The following is a 23,660-nucleotide window of genomic DNA, read 5'->3' as shown; positions in this document are numbered from 1 at the left end:
GTAGTATGGGCGAGCCACCGGAGACTCCCGAGTTACGCTCGGGGGTGGCCCGTGAACGGGCACGAACGCTGCGGGCGTCGCTCGACCGTGAGCAGCGTGACCGCGCCGAGGGGACGCTGACCGACTTGCTCGAACTGCTCGGAACGGCTCACGCGATGGCGGTGCTCCGGACCTTCGCGGCGGCCGAGGGGTCGCTCCGCTTCGGCGAAATCGAGGACGCACTCGACATCGCGCCGAACACCCTCTCGGCGCGCCTCTCCGATCTGACCGACGCCGGCCTGCTCGACCGCGAGGCCTACGACGAGAACCCGCCCCGGGTGGAGTACCGGCCCACGGACGCCGCGGACGACCTCTTTCCCGTCTTCGACCACCTCTACGCGTGGGCGGTCGCACACGACCTGTGAGCGTCGACCGCCAGTGGGGCTGTCACTTCAGCCCCCGACTGGCGAGGTGGTACTCGAAGACGGTCTCCATGCCGTCGACGAGGCGGTCCAGGTCCACGGTCTCGGCGTCGAACTCCCGCTCTTCGAGGGCACGGTACTGTGACTGCCACCGCTTCCGGAACCGTTGTTCCACGTCGTGGGCCTTGATCCGTTCGACGACCTCCTCATCGTCGGCCGATTCCAGTTCGGCGGGCGTGACGATTCCCTCCTCTACCGCGAAGACGACGATTCCAGCAGTGTAGTCGCCCTCGCCGATCTCGCGTTCCCACGTCGTGAGCCAGTTCCCGATGCGGGCCATCTCCTGGAGGTCCCACAGGAGATCGCGGACGCGACCGAAGTCAGCGCTCGCGAACGATGGCGAGTACATCAGGTCTACGTCCGCGTAAGGGAACATTACCATGTTGTGCGCGCCGTAGCGTCGTGCCCCAGTCAGGTTCGCGACCCGCGGGTTCTCGTTGACGACCGCGCTGTAAGCGATGGCGTTCATCGTCTGTTCGAGGTCGTACTCGAACACGTCACGGAAGTCGTCGGTCCGCGGCGCGTCCGCGATGCCGTCACTGAACTGCCGCCACAGCCGGTCGACGAACGCGAGCGTGTCGCTGTCGACTGCCGGGCCATCCGCAGCGGCCGGGTCGTCGTGCCCGCCGCGCCGGAGTCGCTGTGCCGCCTCGAAGGTCTCCCGGTCACCGTCGTGTTCGACTACGTCGTCGAGAACCGTCACGTACATCGTCAACAACGTCTTCTGCGTCCTGACCCGGGCGGTGTGTTCCGGCGCGACGGACGAGAGCCTGAACGACGGGAACAGCGAGTAAATCCACTTCCAGAGAAACCGGTCACGATGTCCCAGCAGGCGGTCGTACTCGTCGATGAGCGTCTTCACCGTCGGCGGGAGTTCCGTCGCTCTGATCTCGTCCGCGTACGTCGTCTCGTCTCCGTGCGTCGTGGCTTCTTCAATCGACATGGTTGGGTTCGTCGGTCGGCGACCCGTCGGGGGTGACCCCTTCTCGTCGTCCGCGACCAGTCATCCGGCCGCGTTCCCGGCAGGCGGCCGCATCGTGCCGGGTAGGACACGACTACGGCCGAACCGGGCCGCGAACGCGGGCGACGCGTCACGACCGCATTCCGGAATGAAGTACCTACCGATAAAACGGTTATTTCGAGGTGGAACCACGATAGCTGTGACTCCTAACACTATCTTTCACTTTGGTATCGTCGTGTGTACCAGGTCGGGTCCGATCTCTCACTGGCCGCACGAAGCACTGGGCTGCACGTATGAATGTGATTACCGGGTTTGCGCCGGCAGTAGGAAGGGTATACTAAGAGCGTCGATTCGGGGTCGTGGGTGATTCAGAAGTCGCCGACGACGAGCCGCCAGGGAGATCCTGACCCGCGGAGAACGGCGGGGTTCGGCCCCGTCGGTGGGGAGGCACCCTCCGTGGTTTCCTGTTCGGTGACGAAGACGGTCCGGGACTCGTCGACGGCGACTCGATAGCCGTCGAAGGTGAACGAGACCCGGCGTTCACCGTCGGTCGTGTCGCGGTCCGCAAAGACCGTGTCGAGGGCGTGTGGGTCGATCACGTCGTAGAGACACGCGTCCATCGTGACCGGATCGACGCCCTGTTCGTTCGCGACGGCCCTGACGACCGCCTCGCTCACTGTCTCGCCAACTTCCACGTCGTACGTTTCTGGTGCTTTGACCATCCCTGTTGACCTCGTCGTTGCTTGTCCGGCCCCTCCCATAGGACTCATCGCTATACCTATACCCCTCCTGACCAGCGGAGCTTATACATATAATCAGTCGCCGTAGAGCAATTGGAGGTGCTTCCGGAGCGCCACCCGGAGGTGTCGATTGACGGTCGGCTGTGACACGTCGAAGGAGTCGGCCACCTCCTGCCCGGTCGTGGTGCGCGGCCACTCGAAGTAGCCGCTGAAATACGCCGCCCGGAGCACGTCGCGCTGTCGCTCCGTGAGCCGGTCGGCGAGCGCCGCCCGGAGCCCGTCGGTCCCGTGAGTGGGGTCCGTTCGAGTTCGGCGACTCCGAAGCTCGGCGTCCCCGTGAGCACGGGCGAGCGCGTCGACGAACTCGCGGACGCTCGCGGTCGTCGGCAGTTCCGCCTCCAGGGTGGCAGTCGAGCCGGTAACCGTGAGCGCGGTCAGGCGCCCACCGCAGTCGACGACCGTCCCGGCGACCGTCGGCGCCGTCAGAACCACCTCGAACAGGTCGACGCCCACGTCGCCGAGCGAGCGGACGGACTCGATGCCCGTGATGCCGTCCGCGACCGACTCCACAGCCGGGTCGTCGCCGTCGCCCCTCACGAAGGCCCACCGTTCGTCACCCCGCGTGACCGTCCCCTCGACCGTCAGGTTCGCGTTCGTCCCCGCTGCGAGCCGCGAGAGCGGGTCGTCGGGAGCGGTCACTTCCAGTCCCACGTCGATGACGCTGTCGGCGGCGAGCCACTCCCGCGTCTCGACGGCCCGGAAGGCGTTGCCGATGGTCTCGCCGAGTTCGGCGAACACCGACTGCATCGACTCGTCGAACGTCGACGGGTCCGTCCCAAACACCGTCAACACGCCGTAGAGACCTTCCTCGGCGGGCAGCGGGACGCTGATGACCGACCCGAATCCGCGCCTGACGGCCGCCATCCGCCACGTCTCGTTGCGGAGGTCCGTCGCCACCGAGGAGACCGTCACCACCTCCCCGGAGCGTGCCGACCGGACGCTCGGTGGTTCGTCACCGGTCGATAACGACAGGTCCATGTCGTCGAGGTACCCGGTCGCGTCGCCGGCCCAGGCGTACGGCGTGAGGTCGCCGTCCTCGACGCGCCCGACCCAGGCCGCGGCGAAAGCGCCGGATTCGACCAGTTCCTCACAGACCGCGGCTTCGATTTCGGTCCGGGAGTCGGCATCGACCATGGCGCCGTCGATGCGCCGGATGATCTCGTTCGTCCGTTTGAGCTGTCGCAATCGCTCGTTTCGCTCCCGACGCTCGCGGTCGCGGACCCGGAGTTGCTCCTCGCGGGCGACACGCTTGAGGCCCGATTCGGCGCTCGCCACGAGCAGATCGACGAGCTCGGCGGTCCCGGCGCCCGCCCAGTCTTCGTCGGTCATCGCGACGACGAATACGCCGTACTCGTCGAGCGGGATGAACGTCGCGTTCGTCGCCGGAACGGTCGTCCGCGGCGTCAGCTCGATGGGCTCGCCGCTCCGGTCGGTCAGTCGTTCGCCGTCGCCGAACGCGGTCCAGAGCGGGCCGTCGTCGGGCGCCACCGGCGAGTGGTCCGTGGTAGTGTCGCCTACATTAGCCGTCGCTGCCGGCCGCAATCGGTTCGACTCGGCGTCGTAGAGGTACATCGCGGCCATCGACACGTCGAGCACGTCCCGCGCCGTCTCGACGATTTGCTCCGCGACGGCGTCCCTGGATTCGACGTGGAGCAGTTCCCGCGTCGAGTCGTGCAGTGCCGTCAGCGTCTCCTGGTAGCGGACGCGGTTCGAGATGTCACGCAGGACGCCGACCTGTCCCCAGCTCCCGTCGGCGAACTGGTAGACGGAGAACCGTGTCTCGATGGGCAGCACGGTCCCGTCCGCCCGCTCGATTTCGGTCGTGATGGTCGCCGCGCTGCTGTCGCTCTCGATCAGGCTGTCGCTCACTGCCGCGGCCTTCCGGAGCGTCTCCTCGCTCGCGAGTTTGCTCGCGTTGGCGCCGACCAGTTCCTCGCGGTCGTAGCCAGTCATCGCCTCCACCGCGTCGTTGACCATCGTGATGTCGAACGTGTCGTCGAGGACGTACACGCCGTCGTCGATGGTCTGGACGATGCGCTCGAACTGCTCACGTCGGCGCTCGGCCGCCACGTGACCCGTTACGTCGTGGATGACTGCGGCGTAGGCGGTCCGTCCGTCGACCGTCACGGTGTCCACATCGAACGTCAGACTGTTTCCATCGCGATCCATCCAGACCCCGTGGTCCGAGTCGGACCCGATACCGCCGACGTCGGCCAGGTCCTGTAGCTCGTCAACGCGTACCGTCGGCCAGATCCGTTCGACCAACTGTCCGCACACCGCCGAACCGTACTCGAAGCGCGTTTCGACTGCCTCGTTCGCGCGGACTATCCGCCCGTCCGCGTCGAAGACGACGACCGGTGTCGGGACCCCGCGCGCGAAGTCGGCAAACGTCTCCCGCAATGCACTGTCCTTAGCGCCGTCGTTCGGTCCGGTCTCTTCCGACGACCCATCGGTACCGTCCCCACCACCCGCTGGTGGTTCCCCGTCGGCGACGCGATCCATGTGTTCCCGTTCCCACATCCAACTGAAAAGCGTACTTTCGAGATGTTTGCCGGTCGATTGTGAACCACGGCGGCCACAGAGCTGTTCGCCAGTAGCGCGGCCACTCGGAACACCGCCGGGCGCGGACTTCCCAGCGGACTCGGTGACTGTGAGAATCGCGGCTAACGCACCGCTATACTACGGTCACCCTCCCGCCGGATTCTGCCTCCCGAGCGGCTATCCAATCTCCTCCAACGAGATGATGATTTCCAGTATCGACGGGGCCGGACTCGGCGGCAGGTCGTCGAACGCTGACGGGGTGTCCACTACGAAGACGGGCCATACGGTCGGGACGTGGGTCGCGTCGATGGTCGGCGGTGGTGTGATCAGCTTCGCTCTCTTCCACGCGCTCGCCGCACTCCCGGGCCGGGGATGATCAGACGTTCTGGAGTGTGACGAGTTCTTCGACCGCTGCGGTCTGTTTCATGTCCGACCACGTCTCGAAGTCGGTCGCCCGCGCCACGAACGTATCGCGCTCGTCCGCCGAGAGTCGCTGGACGCCCCCGATACTGTCATCGCTGGACGGGCTGGCTGCACAGAACTCGGCCACCGATTCGAACTGCGTGTGGCGACGGATGAACGACTCTGTGGCGACGTGCTCGCGGGAACTCGACACCCACGTCTCGAGGGTAAGTGCCCGCTCGATCGCCGTGGTCAGACTGCCCTGTAGTGAGTCCGGGGTCTTGACTCCGGAGTCAAGAACCATACGTGGCCTCCGTCTCTCCAGCCACGTAAGTCCGGTGGCGGGGAATCATAGACCCCAGAAGAACACGATGCCGAGCGTCGTGACGCCAGTCAGGATCAATTGGAGGGGTGCACCGACGCGTGCGAAATCAGTGAACTTGTACCCGCCCGGTCCGTAGACCATCAGGTTCGTCTGGTAGCCGACGGGGGTCAAAAGGGGCGTGCTGGCGGCGAAGGTCACGGCCATCGCGAACGCGAACGGGTTGGCACCGAGTTGGCCGGCGACCTCGACCCCGATTGGCAACATCAACACGACGCTCGCGGAGTTGCTGATCATCTCGGTGATCACCGCGGTCCCCAGGTAGAACAGTCCGAGGACCACGATGACGGGGAGGAGGACGCCCGCGGAAACGACGAGGTCGGCGATGACGTCCGACGTGCCGGATGCCTCGACCGCGATGCCGAGCGGAATGACGCCCGCCACCATGAAGATCACTTCCCAGTCGATCGCACCGTACGCTTCCTCCGGTGTGAGGATGCCGGTAAAGAACATCGCTGCGACCCCCGTCAGCGCACTTATTACGAGCGTGAAAACCTCGAATGCCGCGAGGCCGAGGACGCCGGCGAGGATTCCGAGTGCGACGGGAATCTTCGACCGGTCGAAGTCCTCCCACCGATCGTCAGTGGAGACGGCGACGTTCGCGTCCCGTGCGATGTGATCGAGCACCTGGTCGGCCGCCTGGACCAGGATGACGTCGCCGGCTTGCAACCGGACCTCCCGGAGGCGCTGGCGGATTACCTCGTCGCCGCGCCGGATCGCCAGGACCGTCACGTCGTAGTCGCGCTCGAAGTCCGTGACACCGCTGCGCCGACTCGACCAGGGCCCGGGCAACAGCACGACTTCGGTGAGTTCGATCTTCTCGTCCTCGCCCTCCTCCTCGTTAGTCTCGTCGCCGTCCGTCTCCGTACTTTCGCTGGCCGTCTCGTCCGCGGCGGACGTGCCACTGGACTCGGCGTCGATACCCCCCCAGTCGTGACGCTGCGGCGAGAAGCCGGGCGGGAGGGGCTCTTCGTCCTCCGCCGCCGATTCCATGACCTCCGGGAGGAGTTGGAGGTGCTCCTGCTCGAGGACTTCCTGGAGAGTCTCCTGGTCGGCTCTGACGGAGAGGACGTCGCCGGACTGAATCCGTTCCGAGCCGAGTCCCCGTGTCAGCGTCCGGTTGCCACGGACGATCTGGAAGACGTCGACGTCGAGGTCCCGGTCGTGCAGTTCGGTGACCCGGGACCCGACGAGCGGCGAGTCTTCCATGACGACCACGTCGGTGAGGTAATCGGCCATGCCGAACGAGTCGGTGGGGGACTCCGCCGGCTGTATCCGTGCCGGGGTGAGGTATCGGCCGACGGTGAGGAGGTACACGATTCCCACGAGCAAGACGACGGCGCCCAGTTGGGTGAACTCGAGCAGCGAGAACGGTTGCGCGTCGGGACCGCCCACCTGGACCCACACCTCGCTCGCGAGGAGATTCGTTATCGTCCCGATGACGGTGAGCATGCCGCCGAGCATCGACGCGAAGGACAGCGGAATCAGGAGTTTCGAGGGCGACCGCTTCGTTTTTCGAGCGAGGTTCATTACCGCCGGTATCAACACTGCTACGATGGAGACGTTGCTGACGACCCCGGCCGTCGGCCCGGAGAGCGTGACCGTCGCGAGCAGTTGTCGGAACTCGTTGTCCCCGGCGAAGGCGACCAGTTTCCGCGTGAGTATCTGGATAACGCCGGTCCGTCGGACGCCCTCGCTCAACACGAACATCGCCAGCACCGTGAGCGTCGCCGGATTCGAGAACCCCGAAACGGCCTCCGCCGGTGACACGCCGGTCCACTCCCCCAGAATTGCGAGGACAACGACGAGCGCGACTGCGGTGGCGTCGATCGGGACCGGCTGGGTGAAGAAGAGGACGAAGACGGCGGCGACGATGACGAGGACAACGACCACGTCGAACGAGACCGGCAGTTCGACGGGCAGTTGCTGGAGCGGGACCCCGTCACCCCACAACAAATGACCGGACGGAGGACTCATCTGCTCACCCTTCTCCGGCGGTTGTTCGACTGATCACATAGGATTTATGCTATGCCGAGCACGGACAGTCACCCCCGCTGGTATGAGCTGTCAACCCGGAACACGACCGCGTGAGAACCTCGTTCGGGAGGGACGTACGGGTGGGTGTATGCCGGACGAGATCGAATCGAATTTTGACATGTCGTCGTCTGGATCACCCTGTCTCCCCACTGTCTACGTCGGGGGTAAACGAACTCCGTTCGACGTAGAGGTACTCGATGAGAAAGACTACCGCGAAGATTCCCACGATCCAGAGCAGGATCTCCACGTCGGTCCGATAGAGGTGATAGAGAACGACCGGAAGTGCAACTCCGGTGCCGACCAGACCGAGCAGCGGAATGAAGCGGTTCGACCCCGTCTCGTCGGCGAGCACGATGTTCGTGTAATTCGTGACAGCAAACGAGATCAGAAACGCCACTGATCCGAACTCGGTAATCTGTTTGAGCGTGCCAAGGGCTGCGAATGCTGCCGTCAGACTACCGATAATCAGCAACGAGTAGACGGGGATTCCGTCCCGGTTCCGGAACGAGAACACGCGCGGGAGTGCACCTTCTGTCGCGATCTTGTGGACGAGCCGCGAGGTACCGAACAGGGTCGCGTTGATTCCCGACGAGGTACTTTTCATTGCCGAAAGGATGACGAGAACGAATCCAGCACCGCCGAGAGCGGGGATGTTGGAGACGGCCTCGGCGAGTGCGACCTCCTGATGGGCGAGCAGTTGCTCCGGCGTGAGATGGAGCGTTGCCATGAACGACACCGAGACGTAGATCAGAATCGCAATCGCGATGGCGACGTACATCCCGATTGGTAACACCCGTTCCACGTTCTCGATGTCTTCGTAGTCATAGACGAGGAGTTGAAACCCCTCGTAGGAGACGAAGATGATGGCGAATCCGGCGATGGGGCTGACGACGCCTTTGCTGAAGAAGTCGAGTGCTGTCACACTCCCATCGTAAAAAACCACTCCGAGGGTCGCGAGCGACAGCAAGACGACGATCTTGATGTACACTGCGATATCTTCGAACAGGCCGGTCTCGTGGACGCCCCGGAGGTTGAGACCGACGAACGCAGCGACGACCACGGTCGAGATAAGCGGTCGCAGGAGTTGCGGGAGTGCGATCCCTGCGATGGCTCGCGCGGCAGTAAGCGTGTACGCACCGAATGCGAACGCGTACATCGCAATCACACCCACGTATCCGACGACGAGAACCCATCCGACGTATGCGGCGACGGTCGGACTGGCGACGATGTGCTCGACGAAGGAAAAGACGCCACCGTGTTCGCCGAAGTGCAGCGTGAGTTCGAGATAGGAATAGGCGGTAAGGAGGGTGATGATTCCCGCAACGAGATACGACAATGGGACTGCATTACCGGCTTGCTGCATTGCGACGCCGAGGACGGCGTAAATCCCACCGGAAACCATTCCGCCCACACCCATCGCGACGACCTCGGCGAGGCCGAGTTTCCCGGGACGGCTGCGAGTCAGGAGAGAGCGGAGTGATTTCATAGCGGTCACGACCCCGCTCGAGACGGACAGTTGGCTCGTAACGAGCGTACTAGCGGAAAGCTTGTGAAGCAGTCAGTGGTACTGCACATGGCGTTCTGCATCAACATACAGCAATATGCTTCGACTTGTGCATTCCGCTTCGTATGCAGCATGCAGTTCCGACCTGGTGGATTCGAGTACTCCCGGCAACCCTCGTCCCGGGTTCGTCGTCATCGATCAGGTCCCAAACCCGGCGACAAGGAGGCGTCGATACGGAAGATTCTCGTTCGACGATGGGCAGTGGCTGAAGTACTGTGACGTCTCTGTAAATGTGGGTGGTGGAATACGTGAAATGGACACCCGGAACACTATCGGGCGAAGATCTACTAGTAGCGGTAATGGAACGGTAAAATCGCGTGATCGGTCGCTAACTCACTCATCTTCGAGCGCGTCGAAGATTTCGCGGTGTTCGTCGCGATCTGCCTCTGCTGCTCGGCGGACCAGTTCACTTCGGATGTCCGCCATTATCTCGTCGAGCGGCGTTCCGTCGCTCGCGTCTCCTTCCGTCGCCATATCTGTTATTTTGCTCCGCTGGTTGGTTAATCGTTCGGGTCCGAGGATTCGTCCGATAGCTGGTCGAGGCCGTGCTGGACAAGATCCGCTCGCCACTCCGAAATTGCGTCCGCCAGATCAATCTCGGTTGTGTGCGTTCTGAGGTAATCAGGCGTCTGCTCCTCGTCGACAGTCTCCTCGCCCGTGGCGAAGCGCTTGAGAATCGATCTGATTTCGTTGTCGTACTCGAATCGGTAGCCGTTGAGAAGGTAGAACACGGAGACGGTGTTAAGAGCGGTCCGTTTGTTCCCGTCGACGAACGGGTGGTTGGCAACGAGCAACCGGAGCAGTGGAACGCCTTCTCGTGGATCGTCTCCGAGACCGATCCGAATTCCCCCTCCTGTACGTAGTCGAGCGCGAATTCGACATCCCCGCGATTCCTGATGCCAGCACTTGTATCGGGATACTCCGAGACGATATCCTCGTGAATCGCGAGCATGTCCTCGACCGCTGGATACCAGAACTGGTCCGCCATTCGTGTAGCTACCCACTCCGAACTGTGGTAGTAGTTTCTATCGTGGGGCTGAAATGTGCACCTGGAAACACTCCGGCCGAGGATCTGATTCAGATAGATGGGAAGACACTCATTTATGGCTTAACCTGACGAATTCGGGGGAACTGTGACTGATTTGACCGCACAACCAGATTATGTAGCTGGTGATACATTTTGCGAGCAGTGATAGATATAGAGCATGAGTCCAGCAGAGCACCGTCGTTTCTTCCGGATAACTGCTGCTGGGTCAACTTCTCAGTGTGCGTATTAATCAGGCGAGAATTATCGGGGCCAATAGCGTCATCCCGAGATAGAAGTGGGGCCGTCACTCGTGGACAGAATCAATCCACTCCCGACAGCGGTGAGTCCAATTGGAATGAGGATTGCCGGAAGCGGAATACTACACTCATTCGCTCCATCGGGTGTATACAGAAGGTTCGAATTCTGTACCCCGATAATGCCGACTCCCTGCCCCTCTCCCTCTGGGACACCGACATCAGTACAGCCACCGAACAGCATCCCGGGAAAGGTACCAATCTGTGCAAGAATAATACTCAATCCGACAATAAACAAAACGCTACCCAGGAGTTTTTTTTTGATTCTGGCATGGCAGACATCACTACTGGATTTTCACTGGCCGGTGATAACAACAAGGAAAGCTCAAAGAGTTTTAATACCCATCTCAGACACTATACCGACTGATTCGAGTCAGTGAAATCGTGTGCCGAGTTGATGACCGATATGTGCCCTCTATTCAGCAATCCAAACGTGATGAATTTTGAACACGCCACACAAGGGAACGCGGTCGTTATGGATTATTTGAGAATGATATGTGTAACTTCTGGAAATGTGCACCCGGAACACTAACGACCGACATCATCCGGGGCGGTGTGCCCTGTCAGCCGGGAAACCCTCGTGCCGGGTGGACGGTTCCGCCAGGAACCGTCGAACGGGTCCGCTGAGCGGACCGGTCAGCAGTGTCGCGTGCCCGGGTTCTCCGCGCTGTCATCGCACCCTATCGGGACCGCTCGGGCGGGGACTGAAGGCACGCAACGGGGAGTAACGGACCGCCGGAGAAAAGCGTGTCGCGGCGTCCGCCACGCGTCTCGCTCAGAGCGTGTAGTCGGACTCTCGCAACTGGCAGTAGCGGCCGCCTCGCAGGAACAGCTTCCGTCCGTAGTACTCCGCGAGGAGTCGCAGGCCGGTCGCGCCCGCGGTGACGGCCTTCGTCGGGCGGTAGCGGCCGTCGTCCATCATGCTGCTGACGGCGCCGAACGTGCGGTTCCAGTCGTCGGGATGCCAGTCTCGAACCATGTCCGCGAGTGAGACGTTCCGACGGACCTCGTCGCCGATGGCACGCTGCCAGGCGCCGTTGTACTCGGTCAGTCGGCCCTTGCCGGCCAGTTCGCCGGCGATTTTCCCCGTGCGGACGGCGACGTGGTCGCCCCCTTCGTGGAACGCGGAGGTCGCCCCCATCGCGCCGCCGACGACGGCGATGCCGGCCTCGGTGGGGGACTCGACCGGCCGGGTCGAGGAGATGGGATACGCCTCGGTGCCATGGCTCTTCCCGCGGTCTTCGACGAGCGGGAAGTCCTCGTCCACGTCGTACTCGGGGTACTCGCGTTCGAGCAGTCGGCGGATGTAGGTCGCACCCGACGGAATCTGCTCGTCGGTGGGGTCGAGGAGTGCGTACTCGGCACGCTCCTCGATGTCGGCGAGGTCGAGACCGATGGGCATCGTCAGGCCGATCCGCGCGACGTTGTCGTCGTTCGGGAAGACCCACGGATAGGCCGTGTGGCCGGGCATCACGCCCCACCAGAACTTCAGGAGGCCGTCGTCGAGCAGTTCCTCGGGGACCCGCCGGTGTTCCTGGTACGCGATGTGGTTCGCCGTGTTCGGTCCGAGGTACTCACCGACCGAGTCGCCGGTCGGCATGAACTGGTCGAGCGCGCCCGTCGTGACCGTCCGCTGTGGGCCGTCCGCGAGAATGCAGTAGCGAGCCGTGACGTTCTCGCCGTCGGCGAGTTCGACCTCGTGGGTGTGGCCGCCGGTCATGTCGGTCGTGACGGACTTGACGGAGACGCCGATACGGAACTCCGCGCCGGCGTCCGCGGCGCGCTCGTGGAGCCAGTCGTCGAACCGCGCCCGGTGGAAAGCGAAGCCGAAGTCCGGGTACGACGACGGCAGGCCGGTACTCCTGATGGTGACCGACTCGTCGGGACCGTAGAACGTCGCACCCTCGAGCGGCGAGAGGATCACGTCGTCGGGAATCTCGTTGGGTCGGAAGTCCATGATGTCGACCCAGTAGTCGAGCATCCCCGCTGCGTCGGTCGAATCCGGGCCGAGCCCCTCGCGGTCGGCACGCGGAACGCCCTTCTCGAAGACGACGGTGTCGGCGCCCTGCGCGGCCGCCTCCCGGGCCGCCGCGGCTCCGGCGGGGCCACCGCCGACGATTGCCACGTCCACCTGTTCCATACCCGTACCTGCGCCGTCGGGGATTAAATTCCTCCCCTTCGAAGGCCACGAATCTACCCGGTCGACTCGGTCACGCGAGGCGCTCTACGAGGGCGGAACGCGGGTTCGGTGTGTCCCCGGACTACGCGAGTCCAAACGAGTTCGTGCCCCCGTCCGTTCCACAGGTCTCGAAGGCCTCGCCCCAGTCCATATCGGCGGTCGCGTGGGCGGCGGAGACGCGCGCTCTGGTCTCGTCCAGTTGGCGACAGAGCTCCGTGTACTCCGGATCGTCCGTGAGGGCACCGGGATGGCGCTCGGTCTCCAGGGTCGCCTTGATCGACGCCAGCGCGAACAGTTCCTCCATCTCCTCGTGGAACGCCGTCCTGGCGAGCATCCGCTCCACCACGGCCCGCAGACGCGGCCCCCGGATCGGCTTGCTGACGTAGTCGTCGATGTCCATGCCGACGATGTCCGTCCCCGGCTCGACGGCAGTGACCATCACGACGTGACAGTCCGAGACACGGCGACGGATCGCCGCGGCCGTCCGCGCCCCGGACAGGCCCCTCATCCGCCGGTCCAGCAGCACCACGTCGACGGCGGGGTCGAGTTCCCGTAGCGCCTCCCGACCACACCCGGCCGTCCGGACCCGGTACTCACCGGCGAGCCAGTTCTTGTACATCTCCCGACAATTCTCTTCGTCCTCGACGATCAGGATCGTGGGTTCCCCCCGCATCTGTGCTGTCCACTCCTTCAGATAGGATCCCCTTCAACCGACACCACCGTTCCCGACCGTTCGCCACCTTTTATTCGGTTCACCGACACTGCAATTACGTCACTGAAACCGTATCATAATCGAACTGCACTATTCTGCTGTGGCTCGGCCATATTGCTCTGCCACCGACCTCCTGGTGCAGGTTGTGCCGGCATCGGCGTGGACGGGCACCTCCCCTTCAGCTTATTTGTCTGGTATCGTATGGGACGGCAGCCTTTTGACACCGGGCGCCGCGGAGTAGGATATGCGACAGGGTCACACCGTTCCGACGGAGGGGTGGGCGTGACGGCGTCCGTCGACATCGTCGTCCTCGGGCAGAAGTTCCACGGGCTCGCGCCGGAGTCCTACGCGGCCGCGCTCCGCGAACGAGTGCCCGACCACGACGTGCGCGTGGCGCGAACGCCGGCACGCGAGCGCTCGCTCGCCGAGCAGGCCACAGTCCTGACCGGGGCCGACGTCGACCCGGAACTGCTCGACCACGCCGAGAGCCTCCGTCTGTTCGCCTGTGCGTACGCCGGCTACGACCACCTCCCGATGGACGCGCTCGCGGACCGCGACGTGGCGGTCACCACGGCCTCCGGCGTCCACGGCCCGAACGTCGCCGAGCAGGCAATCGGGTTCACGCTCGCGTTCGCCCGCCGCCTGCAGGAGGGATGGCGACGGAAACACCGCCGCGAGTGGCGCTCCTATCCGACGTTCGACCTCGCCGGCAGCACCGTCACGGTGGTCGGACTGGGTGCGATCGGCGAGGCCATCGCCACCAGGCTCGACGGGTTCGACGTGGACACCATCGGCGTCCGCCACTCGCCGGCGAAGGGTGGGCCGACCGACAAGGTCCTCGGCTACGACGACTTCGACGAGGCGCTGGCCCGGAGCGACTACCTCCTGCTCACCTGCCCGCTCACCGATACCACCCGCGGCCTCGTCGACGAGACGGCGCTCGGTATCCTCCCGCCCGAGGCCGTCGTCGTCAACGTCGCCCGCGGCGAAGTCGTCGACACCGACGCGCTCGTCGCGGCCCTCCGTGGCGCTCGTATTCGCGGCGCAGCCCTCGACGTGACCGATCCCGAACCGCTCCCCGAGGACCACCCGCTGTGGACCTTCGAGAACGTCATGATCACGCCGCACAACGCTGGCTTCACGCCGGAGTACCACGAGCGCCTGGCCGACATCGTCGCCGAGAACGTCGAGAAACTGGTCGCCGGCGACGACGACCTGCGGAATCTGGTCGGCTAGTCGTCCAACGGCTCGATGAGTTCCACGACGTGGCCGTCCGGGTCCTTGACGAAGGCCGTTCGCGCGCCGGCTTCGGGCTGGTCGCCCGGTTCCTGGACGACGCCGTGGTGGTCGATTTCCTCGAACGTCTCGTCGACGCTCTCGACGCCGAGGGCGAGGTGGTCCCAGCCGTCGCCCATGTCGAACTCGTCGTCGCCGTCGGTGTCCGAGAGCTGGATTTCGACGCCTGACTCGTCGGCGACGTAGACGTTGCGCGTGTCGCCGCTCGTGAACTCCCAGGAGCGCTCGAAGCCCAGTTGCTCGACGTACCAGTCCGCGAGTTCGTCCGCGTCCGAGACGTTCATGCAGGTGTGCAGGATGTCCATCGCAATAGAGTGTCCACGGACACGAATAAAGGAGTTGTTACTGCGGCCGGTGTCCTCCGACGTCCGCTACTCGATGTCGAACGCCCGCCCGCTCCACTCGTCGATGTCGAGTTCGAAGGGCGTGACCGTCGAGGAGTCACCCCATCGAACCGGATTGGGGGCCGACGTGGTGTTCTGTGCGAGCACCGCGAGCGCCGGCTCGGCGTCCCCGTAGTCGATGTCGACGAGCTCTCCTTTGACGATCGCGCTTCGCCACAGCTCGCCCGGCTCCGTCTCCTCGTAGACGGTGAACGCGACGTTGCGGTCCCGCTGGAGACACCGTTTCTTGTGACTCGTGTCGTCGCCCTCGAGTTGCACCACGAACAGGTCCTGCTCGTCCTGGTAGCCGTACGCCACCGGAAACGGGTGCGGAGTTTGGCCGTTCCAGTCGTTGACAGCCAGGACTCCGGTGCCGTTGCTCAGGAGGAGGTCGACGACCTCGTCGTCAGTGAGTTGCCTCATTGGTCCGAGCTATCGCGTTGCAGAACAAGATAGTTACGTTGGGCCGGCGCGGGAGCACCGAACCCGGGACCGTCACGCATAAATCCAACGAGCATCGCTGGTCGTTTTCAGTAGCTGGGAACGCGATCACCCTCTTATAGACGGACTCGCCGAACTACGTATATGGGTCAGTCCGCCCAGGATATATTTGCGGAGTGGGACGACGACCGGTACAGTGTCGACATCGACCGCTTCGACGAACAACACAAGCGGCTGTTCGGGCTGCTGAACGACCTCCACACGGCGATGAACGAGGGACACTCCGAGGAGAAAGTCGGCGACATCCTTCGCGAACTCGAACGGTACACGGACTATCACTTCGGCGACGAGGAGGAGTTCATGCAGGACTGCGGCTACGCGATGGACTGTGCTGACTGTTTCTACAACCACCGCGAAGCCCACGAGGAGTTCGCCGAGCGCGTGAGCGAACTCCGCGAGAAACACGAGAACGGCGAGTACATCACGATGGAAGTCCTGACGTTCGTCAGGGACTGGCTGGACTCCCACATCGCTGCCAGCGACGTGGACCAGAACTACAGCGACTACTACCTGGAGGAAGTCGAGGACTACGAGTACAACCCGGGCCAGCTGAAGAGCTACCGCAACGAGGGCGGGGACAGCGTCACCGAACGGGCACCCGACCAGTCGGAGTCGACCCCGGCGGAGTACTCGCTCACCGTCGCGAGCGAGACCGTCGACGGAGGCGACCTCGTCGTTCCCGACGAGTCGATGGCGTCCTGGTTCGAGGGAGTCGCCGAGACACACGGCGACCGGACGGCCGCACTCGTCGAGGTAGAGGGACAGTACGCGGCACGGACGTTCGCGGACCTCTACGACCGGGCTCGCGACGTCGCGGGCGGCCTGCTCGCGGACGCGTTCAAGCCCGGTGACCGCGTCGCTATCGTCGCCGCCTCGAACTACGAGTGGTCGGTCGTCGACCTCGCCTGTCACCTCGCGGGCTTCGTCTCCGTGCCGATCTACCCGTCGCTCTCGGACGAGCGTATCGTCGAGATCATCGAGGATGCAGCCGTCGACGGTCTCGTCTCGGAGGTCGGGACGGCCGTCGAAATCGAGGAGGCCGCCGAAACGGTCGTTCAGATCGAGAGCCTCCCGACCCAGGAGCCGCGAACGCTCCCCGGGTTCGAGGCCGCTCCCGACGACGTGGCGACGATCGTCTTCGACGCCGGCCGGACCGACGACCACCCGGGCTGTACGCTCACTCACCGGAACCTCCTGGCTGCGGTCGCCACCCTCGGCGAGGAACTGCCGCTCGGCGCGGGGCGGACCGGGACCTGCTTCCTGCCGCTCTCGCACGTCTACCAGCGCGTGTTGACCTACTACCTCTGGGCGTCGGGCAGCGCCGTCGCCTACATGGACACCGGGAACTTCCCCCGGAACCTGGCCGTGGTCGAACCCGACGTGCTGGTCGGCACGCCCAAACTGTATCAGGAACTCTACGGCACCCTCCAGGACCGGATCGGCGATCTCGGGTGGATGAAGCGGAAGCTCGCCGGTCGCGTCACCGCGTACGGACGAGGCATCGTCGACGGGAGCGGCACGCCGCTGAAGTACCGCGCGGCGAAGCGGCTCGTGTTCGGCCCGCTCCGCGAGCAGTTCGGGCTGGATTCGCTCGACTACGCCCTCTCCGGTGCCGGTCGCCTCGACGACCACCTGGTGTACTTCTTCCGCGGCTTCGGCGTCCCGGTCACCGAACTCCACGGCCCCATCGAGGCCGCCGGCGTCGCGACACTGAACCCCGCCACGGCGTACGAACCCGGCGCCGTCGGGCGGCCGGTGGCGGGCACCGAGCTCGCCGTCTCCGAGGACGGTGACGTCGTGATGCAAGGGCCAAGCGTCATGGAGGGGTACCTCGACGAGGGGGCAACGGCGTACGCGCTCCGCGACGACTGGCTCCTGACCGGCGATTCGGGCCGGTTCGACGCGGACGGGTACCTCCGACGCGAGACGGACGAGTAAGACGCGGCGAGCAACAGCGGTAGTCGCGGGCCCGTTTCAGAGGTACCCTTCTTCGAGCAGGAGTTCCCCGTTCAGAAGCGATGCGCCGGCCGCGCCCCGCAGGGTGTTGTGGGCGAGACAGTTGAACTGGACGCCGTCGGTGGTCTCTCGGAGGCCGCCGGCCGAGACCTGCATCCCGTTTTCGGCCATCCGGTCCATCCGTGGCTGTGGTCGGTCGGGTTCCTCGAAGACCTTGATGAGCTGGTCGGGCGACGAGTGGAGGTCGAGACTCGGGTACTCGCCCATTGCCTCGGCGGCGGCTTCCGGAGTCACGTCCGCCTCGGTGTCGGTCCAGACGTTCTCCAGGTGGCCGTCGAGGGTCGGAATGCGGTTGCAGGAGGCAGCAACGTCGGCGTCGTGCCACTGGACCTCGGCGCCGTCGAACTCGCCGAGCAGTTTCTGACTCTCGGTCTCCATCTTCTGCTCCTCGCCGCCGATGTGCGGGATGGCGTTGTCGATGATCTCCATCGAGGTGACGCCGGAGTAGCCGGCGCCGGAGACGGCCTGGAGCGTCGAGACGCGCACGTCGGTCAGGCCGAACTCGTCGTTCAGCGCGGCCAGCGGCGGGACCATCGTGATGGTCGAGCAGTTCGGGTTCTTGACGAGGGCGCCGTCCCAGCCGCGCTCGTCGCGCTGGACCTCGATGAGGCCGAGGTGGTCGGCGTTGACCTCGGGGATGGTCAGCGGGATATCGTCGTCGGTGCGGAAGTTCGAGGAGTTCGAGGACACGACGTATCCGGCTTCCACGAACGCCGGTTCGACGGCCTCGCCGACCGAGGAGGGCAGCGAGGAAAAGAGGAGGTCCACGTCCGAGGGCACGTCCTCGGGGTCGGTCTCGTGGACAGTCATCTCGGCCACGTCGGCCGGAATGGGGCTCTCGACGCGCCACTTAGCGGCCTCGCGGTAGCTCTTTCCCTCCGAGTCCGAACTCGCGGTGACGGTAGCCAGCTCGAAGTCGGGGTGTGGGTCGATCAGCTGAATGAGTCGCTGTCCGACGGCGCCTGTCGCGCCGAGAACGCCGACACGTACTGTCATAGGTACCTCCCGATAGGTGTGGCGCCGTGCAAAACAGTTTGGATATGCCTGCTGTCTACCCGGCGGCGGTCCGTCGGTTCGTCGGGTGTCGACGAACGCCGTCGCTCGACGGGGTGGAGTGCGACGGGAGAAGAGAGATTACGCTGGCTGGGCGGCGCCTTTCTTGCGGGTGATGTAGCCCGCGATGCGGTTGCGGACGCCCTTGGACTCGATGTCGGTCAGTTCGGTGACGACGTCCTTGTTGTGCTCGAAGTCGTGTCCGAACGCGTCCGGGTATCGCTCCAGCAGTATCTTGCCCGTCTTCTTCACGTAGGCCGGTTTGATCGCCATGTTGTCCCTATATGCATGGCAGTCACTGAAAAAGGGTTCGAAAGGCAGGGACCGAGGTTGACTGCGGACTCGCGACGGGTCGTCGCCTCGGCACCGTCAGACCTCGGCGTCGACCGCGTCGCGCACGACCTCGAACGCGGCCCGCTCGCGCTCGCCGCCACAGCGCTCGACCACCTCCGCGAAGTACCGCAGGCGGCCCAGCAGTGCCTCGCGGTCGTAGGCGTCGACGTCCAGCCGCGAGGCCGCGACGGTTGCCTCGACGACGGCGTAGTAGCCCCGGTTCGTGGTCGGCACGCACTCGTGCTCGACGGCGGTCTCGACCGGTTCCAGGCCCCACTCGACCCACTGTGTGCCACCGTCCTCGCCCTCCTCTCGGCGGTCGACCGTGACCCGCGCCCAGGCGTCGGCGCTGTCGAGGACGGGGTCGGCCTCCTCACGGACCGTCAGCGCCGCCTCGGCGAAGTCCAGGGCGTCGACGGTGAACTGGACGTACCCCTCGCCGCGCTCGCCGAAGTTCCGCCACGTCCGGGTCCGGCCCCAGGTGGTGGCGGTGACGGCCTGTTCCTCCGTGTCGGGCGCGTGCAAACCGAGCGCAGCGACGTTCCAGCGGTCGTTCGGCCCCAGGGTCGTCACGACGGATTCGGTGACGCCCCGGAGGGAAACGGGCCAGTCAGACATCGACCTCCACCTCGGGGTCCCGTTCGAGCCGGTGCCGGAGCCCGGCCCCGGCGGCCCCGACCAGCGTCGCGGGGAGCGCGTACAGCAGCGCGGTCCCCATCAACCCGAGCAGGAGGAAGTTCAGCGGCGCGTCGGCGGTGACAAAGAGCGCCCCCTGCGCGATGGCGGTGGCGACGAAGCCGACGCGGAATCCGGTGTCGGCGGCACGGCGGAGCGATCCCCCGTCGAGCCAGCCGGCGAGCGCCACGCCGGGATAGAGGCCGAGCGCGCCCGGGCGGAGGAGGGTCGAGAGGGTCGCCGAAGACTCGATTCCCGTCGCCAGCGCCACGGCACCGTAGCCGAGCACCGCGACGGCGACGCCGGCGCCCACCGCGAGCGCGCCGCCTTCCTGCCACACCGGCAGGCGGTCGTCGTCGCTCACAGCTCTAGTCCCCGCCGGAGCGCGACGAACAGCCCGGCAGCCACGAGGTCCGCCGTCGTGCCGGGATTGACTCCTTCGGCGACGAGCTCGTCCGCGAGCGCCCACGGGTCCCGCTCGCCGTCGAGCGCGTCCGCCGCCTGTGCGGTCACGCGCTCGGCCGTCGCCTCCCCGTGATTGACGGCGACGAACGTGTCCGGCTCGTCGGCCAGCAGTTCGAGAAATACTCGCGCCGCGCGGTCGGGAACCGGGCCCTCCGTGTCGCGCAGGCGGTCGGCGGCGTGGAACGAGCGTTCGAACCCGCCGACCCACTCGCGGGCCAGCCCGTCCCTGTCAGCGCTTCGCTCCATCACGTCGAACAGCGTCAACCCACGCTCGCGGAGGGCGGGGACGGCCGCCGCACCGCGGCGCACGTCCAGCGGCTCCATCCCGTCGGGCGGGTCCTCGACCGCCACGTCGACGTGCTCGAACGCGCGGTAGAAGTCCGCGGCGTCCTCGACCGTCGTCGCCGTCGCGACTGCCTCCACGCCCGCGGGTGAGAGGTCGCCGTCGGCTGCGGCCCGGACCAGCGGGACCACGGCGAGCAAGGCCCCGAACTGCGTGTTACCGCCCGCCTGCTGGCTCATCCCGGCGACGGCACGCTCGAACGCGTTTCCGACGTTCGCCCGGTCGTCACCGTCGCGCTCACCGTCGCTCCCGGCCGCCAGCCGGAGACCGGGGAGCGCGCCGACCGCTCCGGTCACGAAGTGCTCGAAGCGGAGGTCGTCGTGGTCGTGCGCCCGGTCGACGTTCCCCGGCTTCGGCGTCCCCGTGACTTCGAGCAGGAGCGCCAGCTGTCCGTCCCGAGCGAGGCTTCGTTCCGGCGGCGGGCGGACGCCGGTCGCGTCCCGTGTGGCCCCGTCATCCTCCGCGTCCGTCCCGTCGCTCACGACTCGACCACCGTCCCGAACCAGGCGTCGGTCGCCTCGCGCACCCGTTCGAGGACCGCGGGGTCGTCGCTCGGGCGGCCGACGCTGACCGCATCGGCGCCGTACTCCAGGTACTCCCGGACGGTCGCCGCGTCGCGGACGCCGTTGTTCGCGATCACGAACGCGCCGGGGGCCGCCTCGACGACGCCGTTGACCGTCGCTTCCGAGTCCATCGCGTCGACGTGGAGGACGTCCGCGCCCGCCGCGTCGAGCCGTCCCGAAAGCGCCGGCAGGTCCACGCCGTCGACCTCCGTGCGGAGCTTCACGCTCACCGTCGCGCCCGTCGCGGCGGCCGCCCGGACCTGCTCGGCCAGTCGCTCGCCGGCCCGCAGGAGCGACTCTCCGGCCCCGGCCGCACACATCTCGTCCTGGCGGCAGTGGGCGTTGATTTCGAGGACGGCTCCGCGGTCGCGACAGACTCGCGCGACGCGCCGGAGCGGGTCGAGCGTCGTCGTCCGGACGTTGAAGCCCGCCCGGAGCGGCAGGTCCGACACGGCCGCGAGCTGGTCGTCGACGAACGCCACGGGGTCGTCGGGGAGGAACTCCTCGCGGTCCCGGTCGACCATCGACCGGGCGGCTTCTCTCGTGGGTTCGTCCAGCGCGATCCCGCCGAGGAACGCCGCGCCGGCGTACTCGGCCCCCTGCTCGGCCCACGCGGCGTCCGCCTCCCCGCTCAGGCTCGCGAGCGCGACCCGCGGCCGGAAGTCGACGCCGCTCACGCCACCACCTCCAGCGCCTCCTCGACGGCCCGCGCGACTCGCTCGGCGTCGTCGGGTGTATCCAGCGTCGTGTCGGTTCTGACGACGGGCCGGTCGAGGTCGGTCCCGTCGGCGTCGTCGAGGACGAACGCGTCGGCGAAGGGGTACGCTTCGGCGACGCCGGCCGTCGACGGGTCGTAGCCCACGGCGTCCATGAGTTTCGCTGCCGGCCCCGAGAACACCTCGTCCTCGACGAACGGGGAGACTGCGACCACCGGCGTCTCCCGGAGGGCCGGCTCGATACCCTCGACGGCAATCAGCGGTCCGATGCTCGTGACGGGATTTGAGGGACCGATCACGACCGGCTCGGACAGCGCGGTCAGGACGGCGTCGGTCGCCGTCGCCGTCGAGGCGCCGCGGAACTCCACGTCCTCGACCGCCGGCTCGCCGTCGTTCGCGACCCAGAACTCCTGGAAGTGCATCGGACCGTCGGGCGTGTGGACGATGCTCGCCACGGGGTCGTCGCTCATGGGCAGCAGGTCCCAGGGGAGGTCGAACGCGTCGGCGAGGGTCCGGGTGACCTCGGTCAGCGTAGCGCCCTCGTCGAGGAGACTCGTTCGCGTGATGTGGACCGCGCGGTCGCGGTCGCCGATGAGCATGAACTCGGCGACCCCGGAGAAGCGCCGCCAGTCCGCGATGTCGCGGCCGGCGGTCTGTCGCTCGTCGGGGAGATAGCGCGGCCCGCTCGCCAACCCGGCGTCGTCGGCGAGGGCCCGCAGTTCGTCGTGGGTCGTCGTCGGGTCGTCGGCGATGCCCCACCAGGTGTCGAGATCGAGGACGTCGCCGCCGAGAAAGAGCACGGTGTCCAGGTCGGGGCAGACGAGGTGGCCGCCGAGTTCCACGTCGTCGCCCGTGTTCGCGACGACCGTGGTCTCGGCGGGCGGGAAGACGGCGTCGGCTCCCCGGAGGAGTTTCGGCGTGCCCGTCCCGCCGGAGAGCAACGTCACCATATCGGGGACCGGGGAGCGCGGGGCTAAACCCTTTCGCCAGCGGCGACTGCTGTTGCCCCACTCACCTCAGCCGCTGGTGGCGTTCCGGGCGTCGGCGACCCAGGCCGGTTCCGAGACCGTCGTCGAGCCGACGCCGCCCCAGGCCACCGAGACGGCGTAGCTCCGCTCCCGGCCGTCGACCGTGCCGCTGGCCCGGTACTCGAAGGCGACGATTCGACCGTCCTCACGGACCGCGAGGCGACTGTTCACGGCAGTCACGTTCTCCGGTGGAATCACGCCGAGGCCGTGCTCGGCCGGGGTGAGTTCGTCGGTCCCGTCGACGGCGTAGGTGAACACCGTCTCGCCGTCTCGCGTCTCGGCACCCTGGTACGTGTAGTTCAGCCCTCGAAGGAGGCGGTCGATTGGCGGGCGCGCGTAGAAGGCCGGGTTCGTCACGTTCTCCGACGCACTGCGGTAGCGCGGCCCGTCGCCGGTCCCGAACCGCTCGTAGCCCACCGTCGCGTTCCCGTATGCGACTGTCTCACCCTGGAGGCTGACGTTCTGGAAGACCAGCGCCCGGTCGCCGTCGAGGTCGACCGCGGCGGAAACGTTCGTCACCTGCGCGAGGCGGCCCGCAGCGCCCGCGCGAAGCGTCGAGTTCTGCTGGTAGGCGAAGGTTCCGCCGTCCGCGAGTGCGGCCTCGTGTTCGTCGAGGACCGTCGACGGCGAGAGCGGCGGGCGGTAGATCGGGTCCGGCGTGCCGCCGTTCGCGGTCGTGGCCGTCGAGTTCGCGTCGGGCGGCCCGTCGGTCGTCGCGGGGCCGGTCGCACCGTTACACCCGGCGAGCACGAGGAGACAGGCGAGCGCGAGGTATCCGAGCGTCCGGCGTGTCATCGTCGGAGTGGATTCGTGGCCGCCAGTTCAACGTTGCGGGTCGCGGTCGAGAAGCAGTGACGACCGAGACGGGTTACAGCGTGGCGACAGTATTTGTACCGGCCGGCCCAACC

At 66.0% G+C, this 23,660-nt stretch carries 23 protein-coding genes; 3 read left to right on the top strand and 20 right to left on the bottom strand.

The window, feature by feature from the left end:
• The first annotated feature begins 5 nt into the window (after nt 1–5).
• A complete protein-coding gene (locus tag MUG96_RS11440; RefSeq protein WP_246982819.1) occupies nt 6–404 on the top strand; it encodes a winged helix-turn-helix transcriptional regulator in 399 nt (132 codons plus the stop codon).
• A 22-nt stretch (nt 405–426) separates the two neighbouring features.
• On the opposite strand, the gene MUG96_RS11435 is transcribed toward MUG96_RS11440, so the two are convergent.
• The 10 genes from MUG96_RS11435 to MUG96_RS11390 form a co-directional block, all read right to left on the bottom strand.
• Nucleotides 427–1,404, bottom strand: a complete 978-nt coding sequence (locus tag MUG96_RS11435; RefSeq protein ID WP_246982818.1) for a hypothetical protein — start codon at nt 1,402–1,404, stop codon at nt 427–429.
• 386 nt (nt 1,405–1,790) lie between these two features.
• A complete protein-coding gene (locus tag MUG96_RS11430; RefSeq protein WP_246982817.1) occupies nt 1,791–2,144 on the bottom strand; it encodes a HalOD1 output domain-containing protein in 354 nt (117 codons plus the stop codon).
• 93 nt (nt 2,145–2,237) lie between these two features.
• Entirely contained in the window at nt 2,238–4,724 is a 2,487-nt protein-coding gene (locus MUG96_RS11425; RefSeq protein ID WP_246982816.1) for a bacterio-opsin activator domain-containing protein, read from the bottom strand.
• A gap of 415 nt (nt 4,725–5,139) precedes the next feature.
• Nucleotides 5,140–5,469: a hypothetical protein gene (locus MUG96_RS11420; RefSeq protein ID WP_246982814.1), complete on the bottom strand. Its 330-nt coding sequence runs from the start codon at nt 5,467–5,469 to the stop codon at nt 5,140–5,142.
• Between the two features lie 45 nt (nt 5,470–5,514).
• The gene (locus MUG96_RS11415; protein ID WP_246982811.1) at nt 5,515–7,524 is read right to left on the bottom strand and encodes an SLC13 family permease; all 2,010 of its coding nucleotides are present in this window, start codon (nt 7,522–7,524) and stop codon (nt 5,515–5,517) included.
• 193 nt (nt 7,525–7,717) lie between these two features.
• Complete coding sequence (locus MUG96_RS11410) at nt 7,718–9,070, bottom strand: APC family permease (protein ID WP_246982809.1); 1,353 nt, start codon at nt 9,068–9,070, stop codon at nt 7,718–7,720.
• 411 nt (nt 9,071–9,481) lie between these two features.
• Nucleotides 9,482–9,622 carry a hypothetical protein gene (locus MUG96_RS11405; RefSeq protein ID WP_246982807.1) on the bottom strand — a complete coding sequence of 47 codons (141 nt, stop codon included), beginning with the start codon at nt 9,620–9,622 and terminating at the stop codon, nt 9,482–9,484.
• A 26-nt stretch (nt 9,623–9,648) separates the two neighbouring features.
• Nucleotides 9,649–9,942, bottom strand: coding sequence for a type II toxin-antitoxin system death-on-curing family toxin (locus MUG96_RS11400; RefSeq protein WP_246982806.1), 294 nt, complete (start codon nt 9,940–9,942; stop codon nt 9,649–9,651).
• A 1,322-nt stretch (nt 9,943–11,264) separates the two neighbouring features.
• A complete protein-coding gene (locus tag MUG96_RS11395; RefSeq protein ID WP_246982805.1) occupies nt 11,265–12,629 on the bottom strand; it encodes an NAD(P)/FAD-dependent oxidoreductase in 1,365 nt (454 codons plus the stop codon).
• 121 nt (nt 12,630–12,750) lie between these two features.
• Complete coding sequence (locus tag MUG96_RS11390) at nt 12,751–13,341, bottom strand: response regulator (RefSeq protein ID WP_246982804.1); 591 nt, start codon at nt 13,339–13,341, stop codon at nt 12,751–12,753.
• A 321-nt stretch (nt 13,342–13,662) separates the two neighbouring features.
• Here MUG96_RS11390 and MUG96_RS11385 point away from each other — a divergent pair, with 321 nt between their 5' ends.
• Nucleotides 13,663–14,616: a D-2-hydroxyacid dehydrogenase gene (locus MUG96_RS11385; RefSeq protein ID WP_246982801.1), complete on the top strand. Its 954-nt coding sequence runs from the start codon at nt 13,663–13,665 to the stop codon at nt 14,614–14,616.
• Here the strand turns inward: MUG96_RS11385 and MUG96_RS11380 are convergent.
• Both MUG96_RS11380 and MUG96_RS11375 read right to left on the bottom strand, forming a co-directional pair.
• Nucleotides 14,613–14,981, bottom strand: a complete 369-nt coding sequence (locus tag MUG96_RS11380) for a VOC family protein (RefSeq protein ID WP_246982797.1) — start codon at nt 14,979–14,981, stop codon at nt 14,613–14,615. The two genes, MUG96_RS11385 and MUG96_RS11380, sit on opposite strands and share 4 nt — an antisense overlap.
• A gap of 66 nt (nt 14,982–15,047) precedes the next feature.
• On the bottom strand, nt 15,048–15,482 hold the full coding sequence (locus tag MUG96_RS11375; RefSeq protein ID WP_246982796.1) for a pyridoxamine 5'-phosphate oxidase family protein: 435 nt from the start codon (nt 15,480–15,482) through the stop codon (nt 15,048–15,050).
• 162 nt (nt 15,483–15,644) lie between these two features.
• On the opposite strand from MUG96_RS11375, the gene MUG96_RS11370 reads away from it, so the two are divergent.
• Complete coding sequence (locus tag MUG96_RS11370) at nt 15,645–17,498, top strand: bacteriohemerythrin (protein ID WP_246982794.1); 1,854 nt, start codon at nt 15,645–15,647, stop codon at nt 17,496–17,498.
• Nucleotides 17,499–17,534: 36 nt separating this feature from the next.
• On the opposite strand, the gene asd is transcribed toward MUG96_RS11370, so the two are convergent.
• The 8 genes from asd to MUG96_RS11330 form a co-directional block, all read right to left on the bottom strand.
• Nucleotides 17,535–18,572: an aspartate-semialdehyde dehydrogenase gene (gene asd / locus MUG96_RS11365; RefSeq protein ID WP_246982792.1), complete on the bottom strand. Its 1,038-nt coding sequence runs from the start codon at nt 18,570–18,572 to the stop codon at nt 17,535–17,537.
• 138 nt (nt 18,573–18,710) lie between these two features.
• A complete protein-coding gene (locus MUG96_RS11360) occupies nt 18,711–18,902 on the bottom strand; it encodes a 30S ribosomal protein S17e (protein WP_246982790.1) in 192 nt (63 codons plus the stop codon).
• Nucleotides 18,903–18,998: 96 nt separating this feature from the next.
• Nucleotides 18,999–19,580, bottom strand: coding sequence for a DUF447 domain-containing protein (locus MUG96_RS11355; protein ID WP_246982788.1), 582 nt, complete (start codon nt 19,578–19,580; stop codon nt 18,999–19,001).
• Complete coding sequence (locus tag MUG96_RS11350) at nt 19,573–20,001, bottom strand: hypothetical protein (RefSeq protein WP_246982779.1); 429 nt, start codon at nt 19,999–20,001, stop codon at nt 19,573–19,575. The genes MUG96_RS11355 and MUG96_RS11350 overlap by 8 nt, the downstream gene beginning before the upstream one ends.
• A complete protein-coding gene (locus MUG96_RS11345) occupies nt 19,998–20,927 on the bottom strand; it encodes a triphosphoribosyl-dephospho-CoA synthase (protein ID WP_505465471.1) in 930 nt (309 codons plus the stop codon). Before MUG96_RS11345 ends, MUG96_RS11350 begins: the two co-directional genes overlap by 4 nt.
• Nucleotides 20,924–21,685, bottom strand: coding sequence for a tRNA-dihydrouridine synthase (locus tag MUG96_RS11340; RefSeq protein WP_246982777.1), 762 nt, complete (start codon nt 21,683–21,685; stop codon nt 20,924–20,926). Before MUG96_RS11340 ends, MUG96_RS11345 begins: the two co-directional genes overlap by 4 nt.
• On the bottom strand, nt 21,682–22,674 hold the full coding sequence (cofD, locus tag MUG96_RS11335; protein WP_246982775.1) for a 2-phospho-L-lactate transferase: 993 nt from the start codon (nt 22,672–22,674) through the stop codon (nt 21,682–21,684). Before cofD ends, MUG96_RS11340 begins: the two co-directional genes overlap by 4 nt.
• A 66-nt stretch (nt 22,675–22,740) precedes the next feature.
• Nucleotides 22,741–23,547, bottom strand: a complete 807-nt coding sequence (locus MUG96_RS11330; protein WP_246982773.1) for a DUF7537 family lipoprotein — start codon at nt 23,545–23,547, stop codon at nt 22,741–22,743.
• Nucleotides 23,548–23,660: the final 113 nt, after the last annotated feature.

The sequence above is a fragment of the Halorientalis marina genome (assembly GCF_023028345.1).
Lineage (GTDB): Archaea > Halobacteriota > Halobacteria > Halobacteriales > Haloarculaceae > Halorientalis > Halorientalis marina.
The sequence above is the reverse complement of the archived record's forward strand: the minus strand, read 5'-3'. Positions and strand labels throughout refer to the sequence as shown.

What these genes read in the sequence shown, in the direction of transcription:
- MUG96_RS11425 (WP_246982816.1), bottom strand. Translation starts at nt 4,724, where the DNA reads ATGGATCGCGTCGCCGACGGGGAACCACCAGCGGGTGGTGGGGACGGT.
- MUG96_RS11430 (WP_246982817.1), bottom strand. Translation starts at nt 2,144, where the DNA reads ATGGTCAAAGCACCAGAAACGTACGACGTGGAAGTTGGCGAGACAGTG.
- MUG96_RS11360 (WP_246982790.1), bottom strand. Translation starts at nt 18,902, where the DNA reads ATGGCGATCAAACCGGCCTACGTGAAGAAGACGGGCAAGATACTGCTG.
- MUG96_RS11355 (WP_246982788.1), bottom strand. Translation starts at nt 19,580, where the DNA reads ATGTCTGACTGGCCCGTTTCCCTCCGGGGCGTCACCGAATCCGTCGTG.
- MUG96_RS11435 (WP_246982818.1), bottom strand. Translation starts at nt 1,404, where the DNA reads ATGTCGATTGAAGAAGCCACGACGCACGGAGACGAGACGACGTACGCG.
- MUG96_RS11370 (WP_246982794.1), top strand. Translation starts at nt 15,645, where the DNA reads ATGGGTCAGTCCGCCCAGGATATATTTGCGGAGTGGGACGACGACCGG.
- MUG96_RS11390 (WP_246982804.1), bottom strand. Translation starts at nt 13,341, where the DNA reads ATGCGGGGGGAACCCACGATCCTGATCGTCGAGGACGAAGAGAATTGT.
- MUG96_RS11415 (WP_246982811.1), bottom strand. Translation starts at nt 7,524, where the DNA reads ATGAGTCCTCCGTCCGGTCATTTGTTGTGGGGTGACGGGGTCCCGCTC.
- cofD (WP_246982775.1), bottom strand. Translation starts at nt 22,674, where the DNA reads ATGGTGACGTTGCTCTCCGGCGGGACGGGCACGCCGAAACTCCTCCGG.
- MUG96_RS11380 (WP_246982797.1), bottom strand. Translation starts at nt 14,981, where the DNA reads ATGGACATCCTGCACACCTGCATGAACGTCTCGGACGCGGACGAACTC.
- MUG96_RS11375 (WP_246982796.1), bottom strand. Translation starts at nt 15,482, where the DNA reads ATGAGGCAACTCACTGACGACGAGGTCGTCGACCTCCTCCTGAGCAAC.
- MUG96_RS11330 (WP_246982773.1), bottom strand. Translation starts at nt 23,547, where the DNA reads ATGACACGCCGGACGCTCGGATACCTCGCGCTCGCCTGTCTCCTCGTG.
- MUG96_RS11410 (WP_246982809.1), bottom strand. Translation starts at nt 9,070, where the DNA reads ATGAAATCACTCCGCTCTCTCCTGACTCGCAGCCGTCCCGGGAAACTC.
- asd (WP_246982792.1), bottom strand. Translation starts at nt 18,572, where the DNA reads ATGACAGTACGTGTCGGCGTTCTCGGCGCGACAGGCGCCGTCGGACAG.
- MUG96_RS11405 (WP_246982807.1), bottom strand. Translation starts at nt 9,622, where the DNA reads ATGGCGACGGAAGGAGACGCGAGCGACGGAACGCCGCTCGACGAGATA.
- MUG96_RS11440 (WP_246982819.1), top strand. Translation starts at nt 6, where the DNA reads ATGGGCGAGCCACCGGAGACTCCCGAGTTACGCTCGGGGGTGGCCCGT.
- MUG96_RS11420 (WP_246982814.1), bottom strand. Translation starts at nt 5,469, where the DNA reads ATGGTTCTTGACTCCGGAGTCAAGACCCCGGACTCACTACAGGGCAGT.
- MUG96_RS11395 (WP_246982805.1), bottom strand. Translation starts at nt 12,629, where the DNA reads ATGGAACAGGTGGACGTGGCAATCGTCGGCGGTGGCCCCGCCGGAGCC.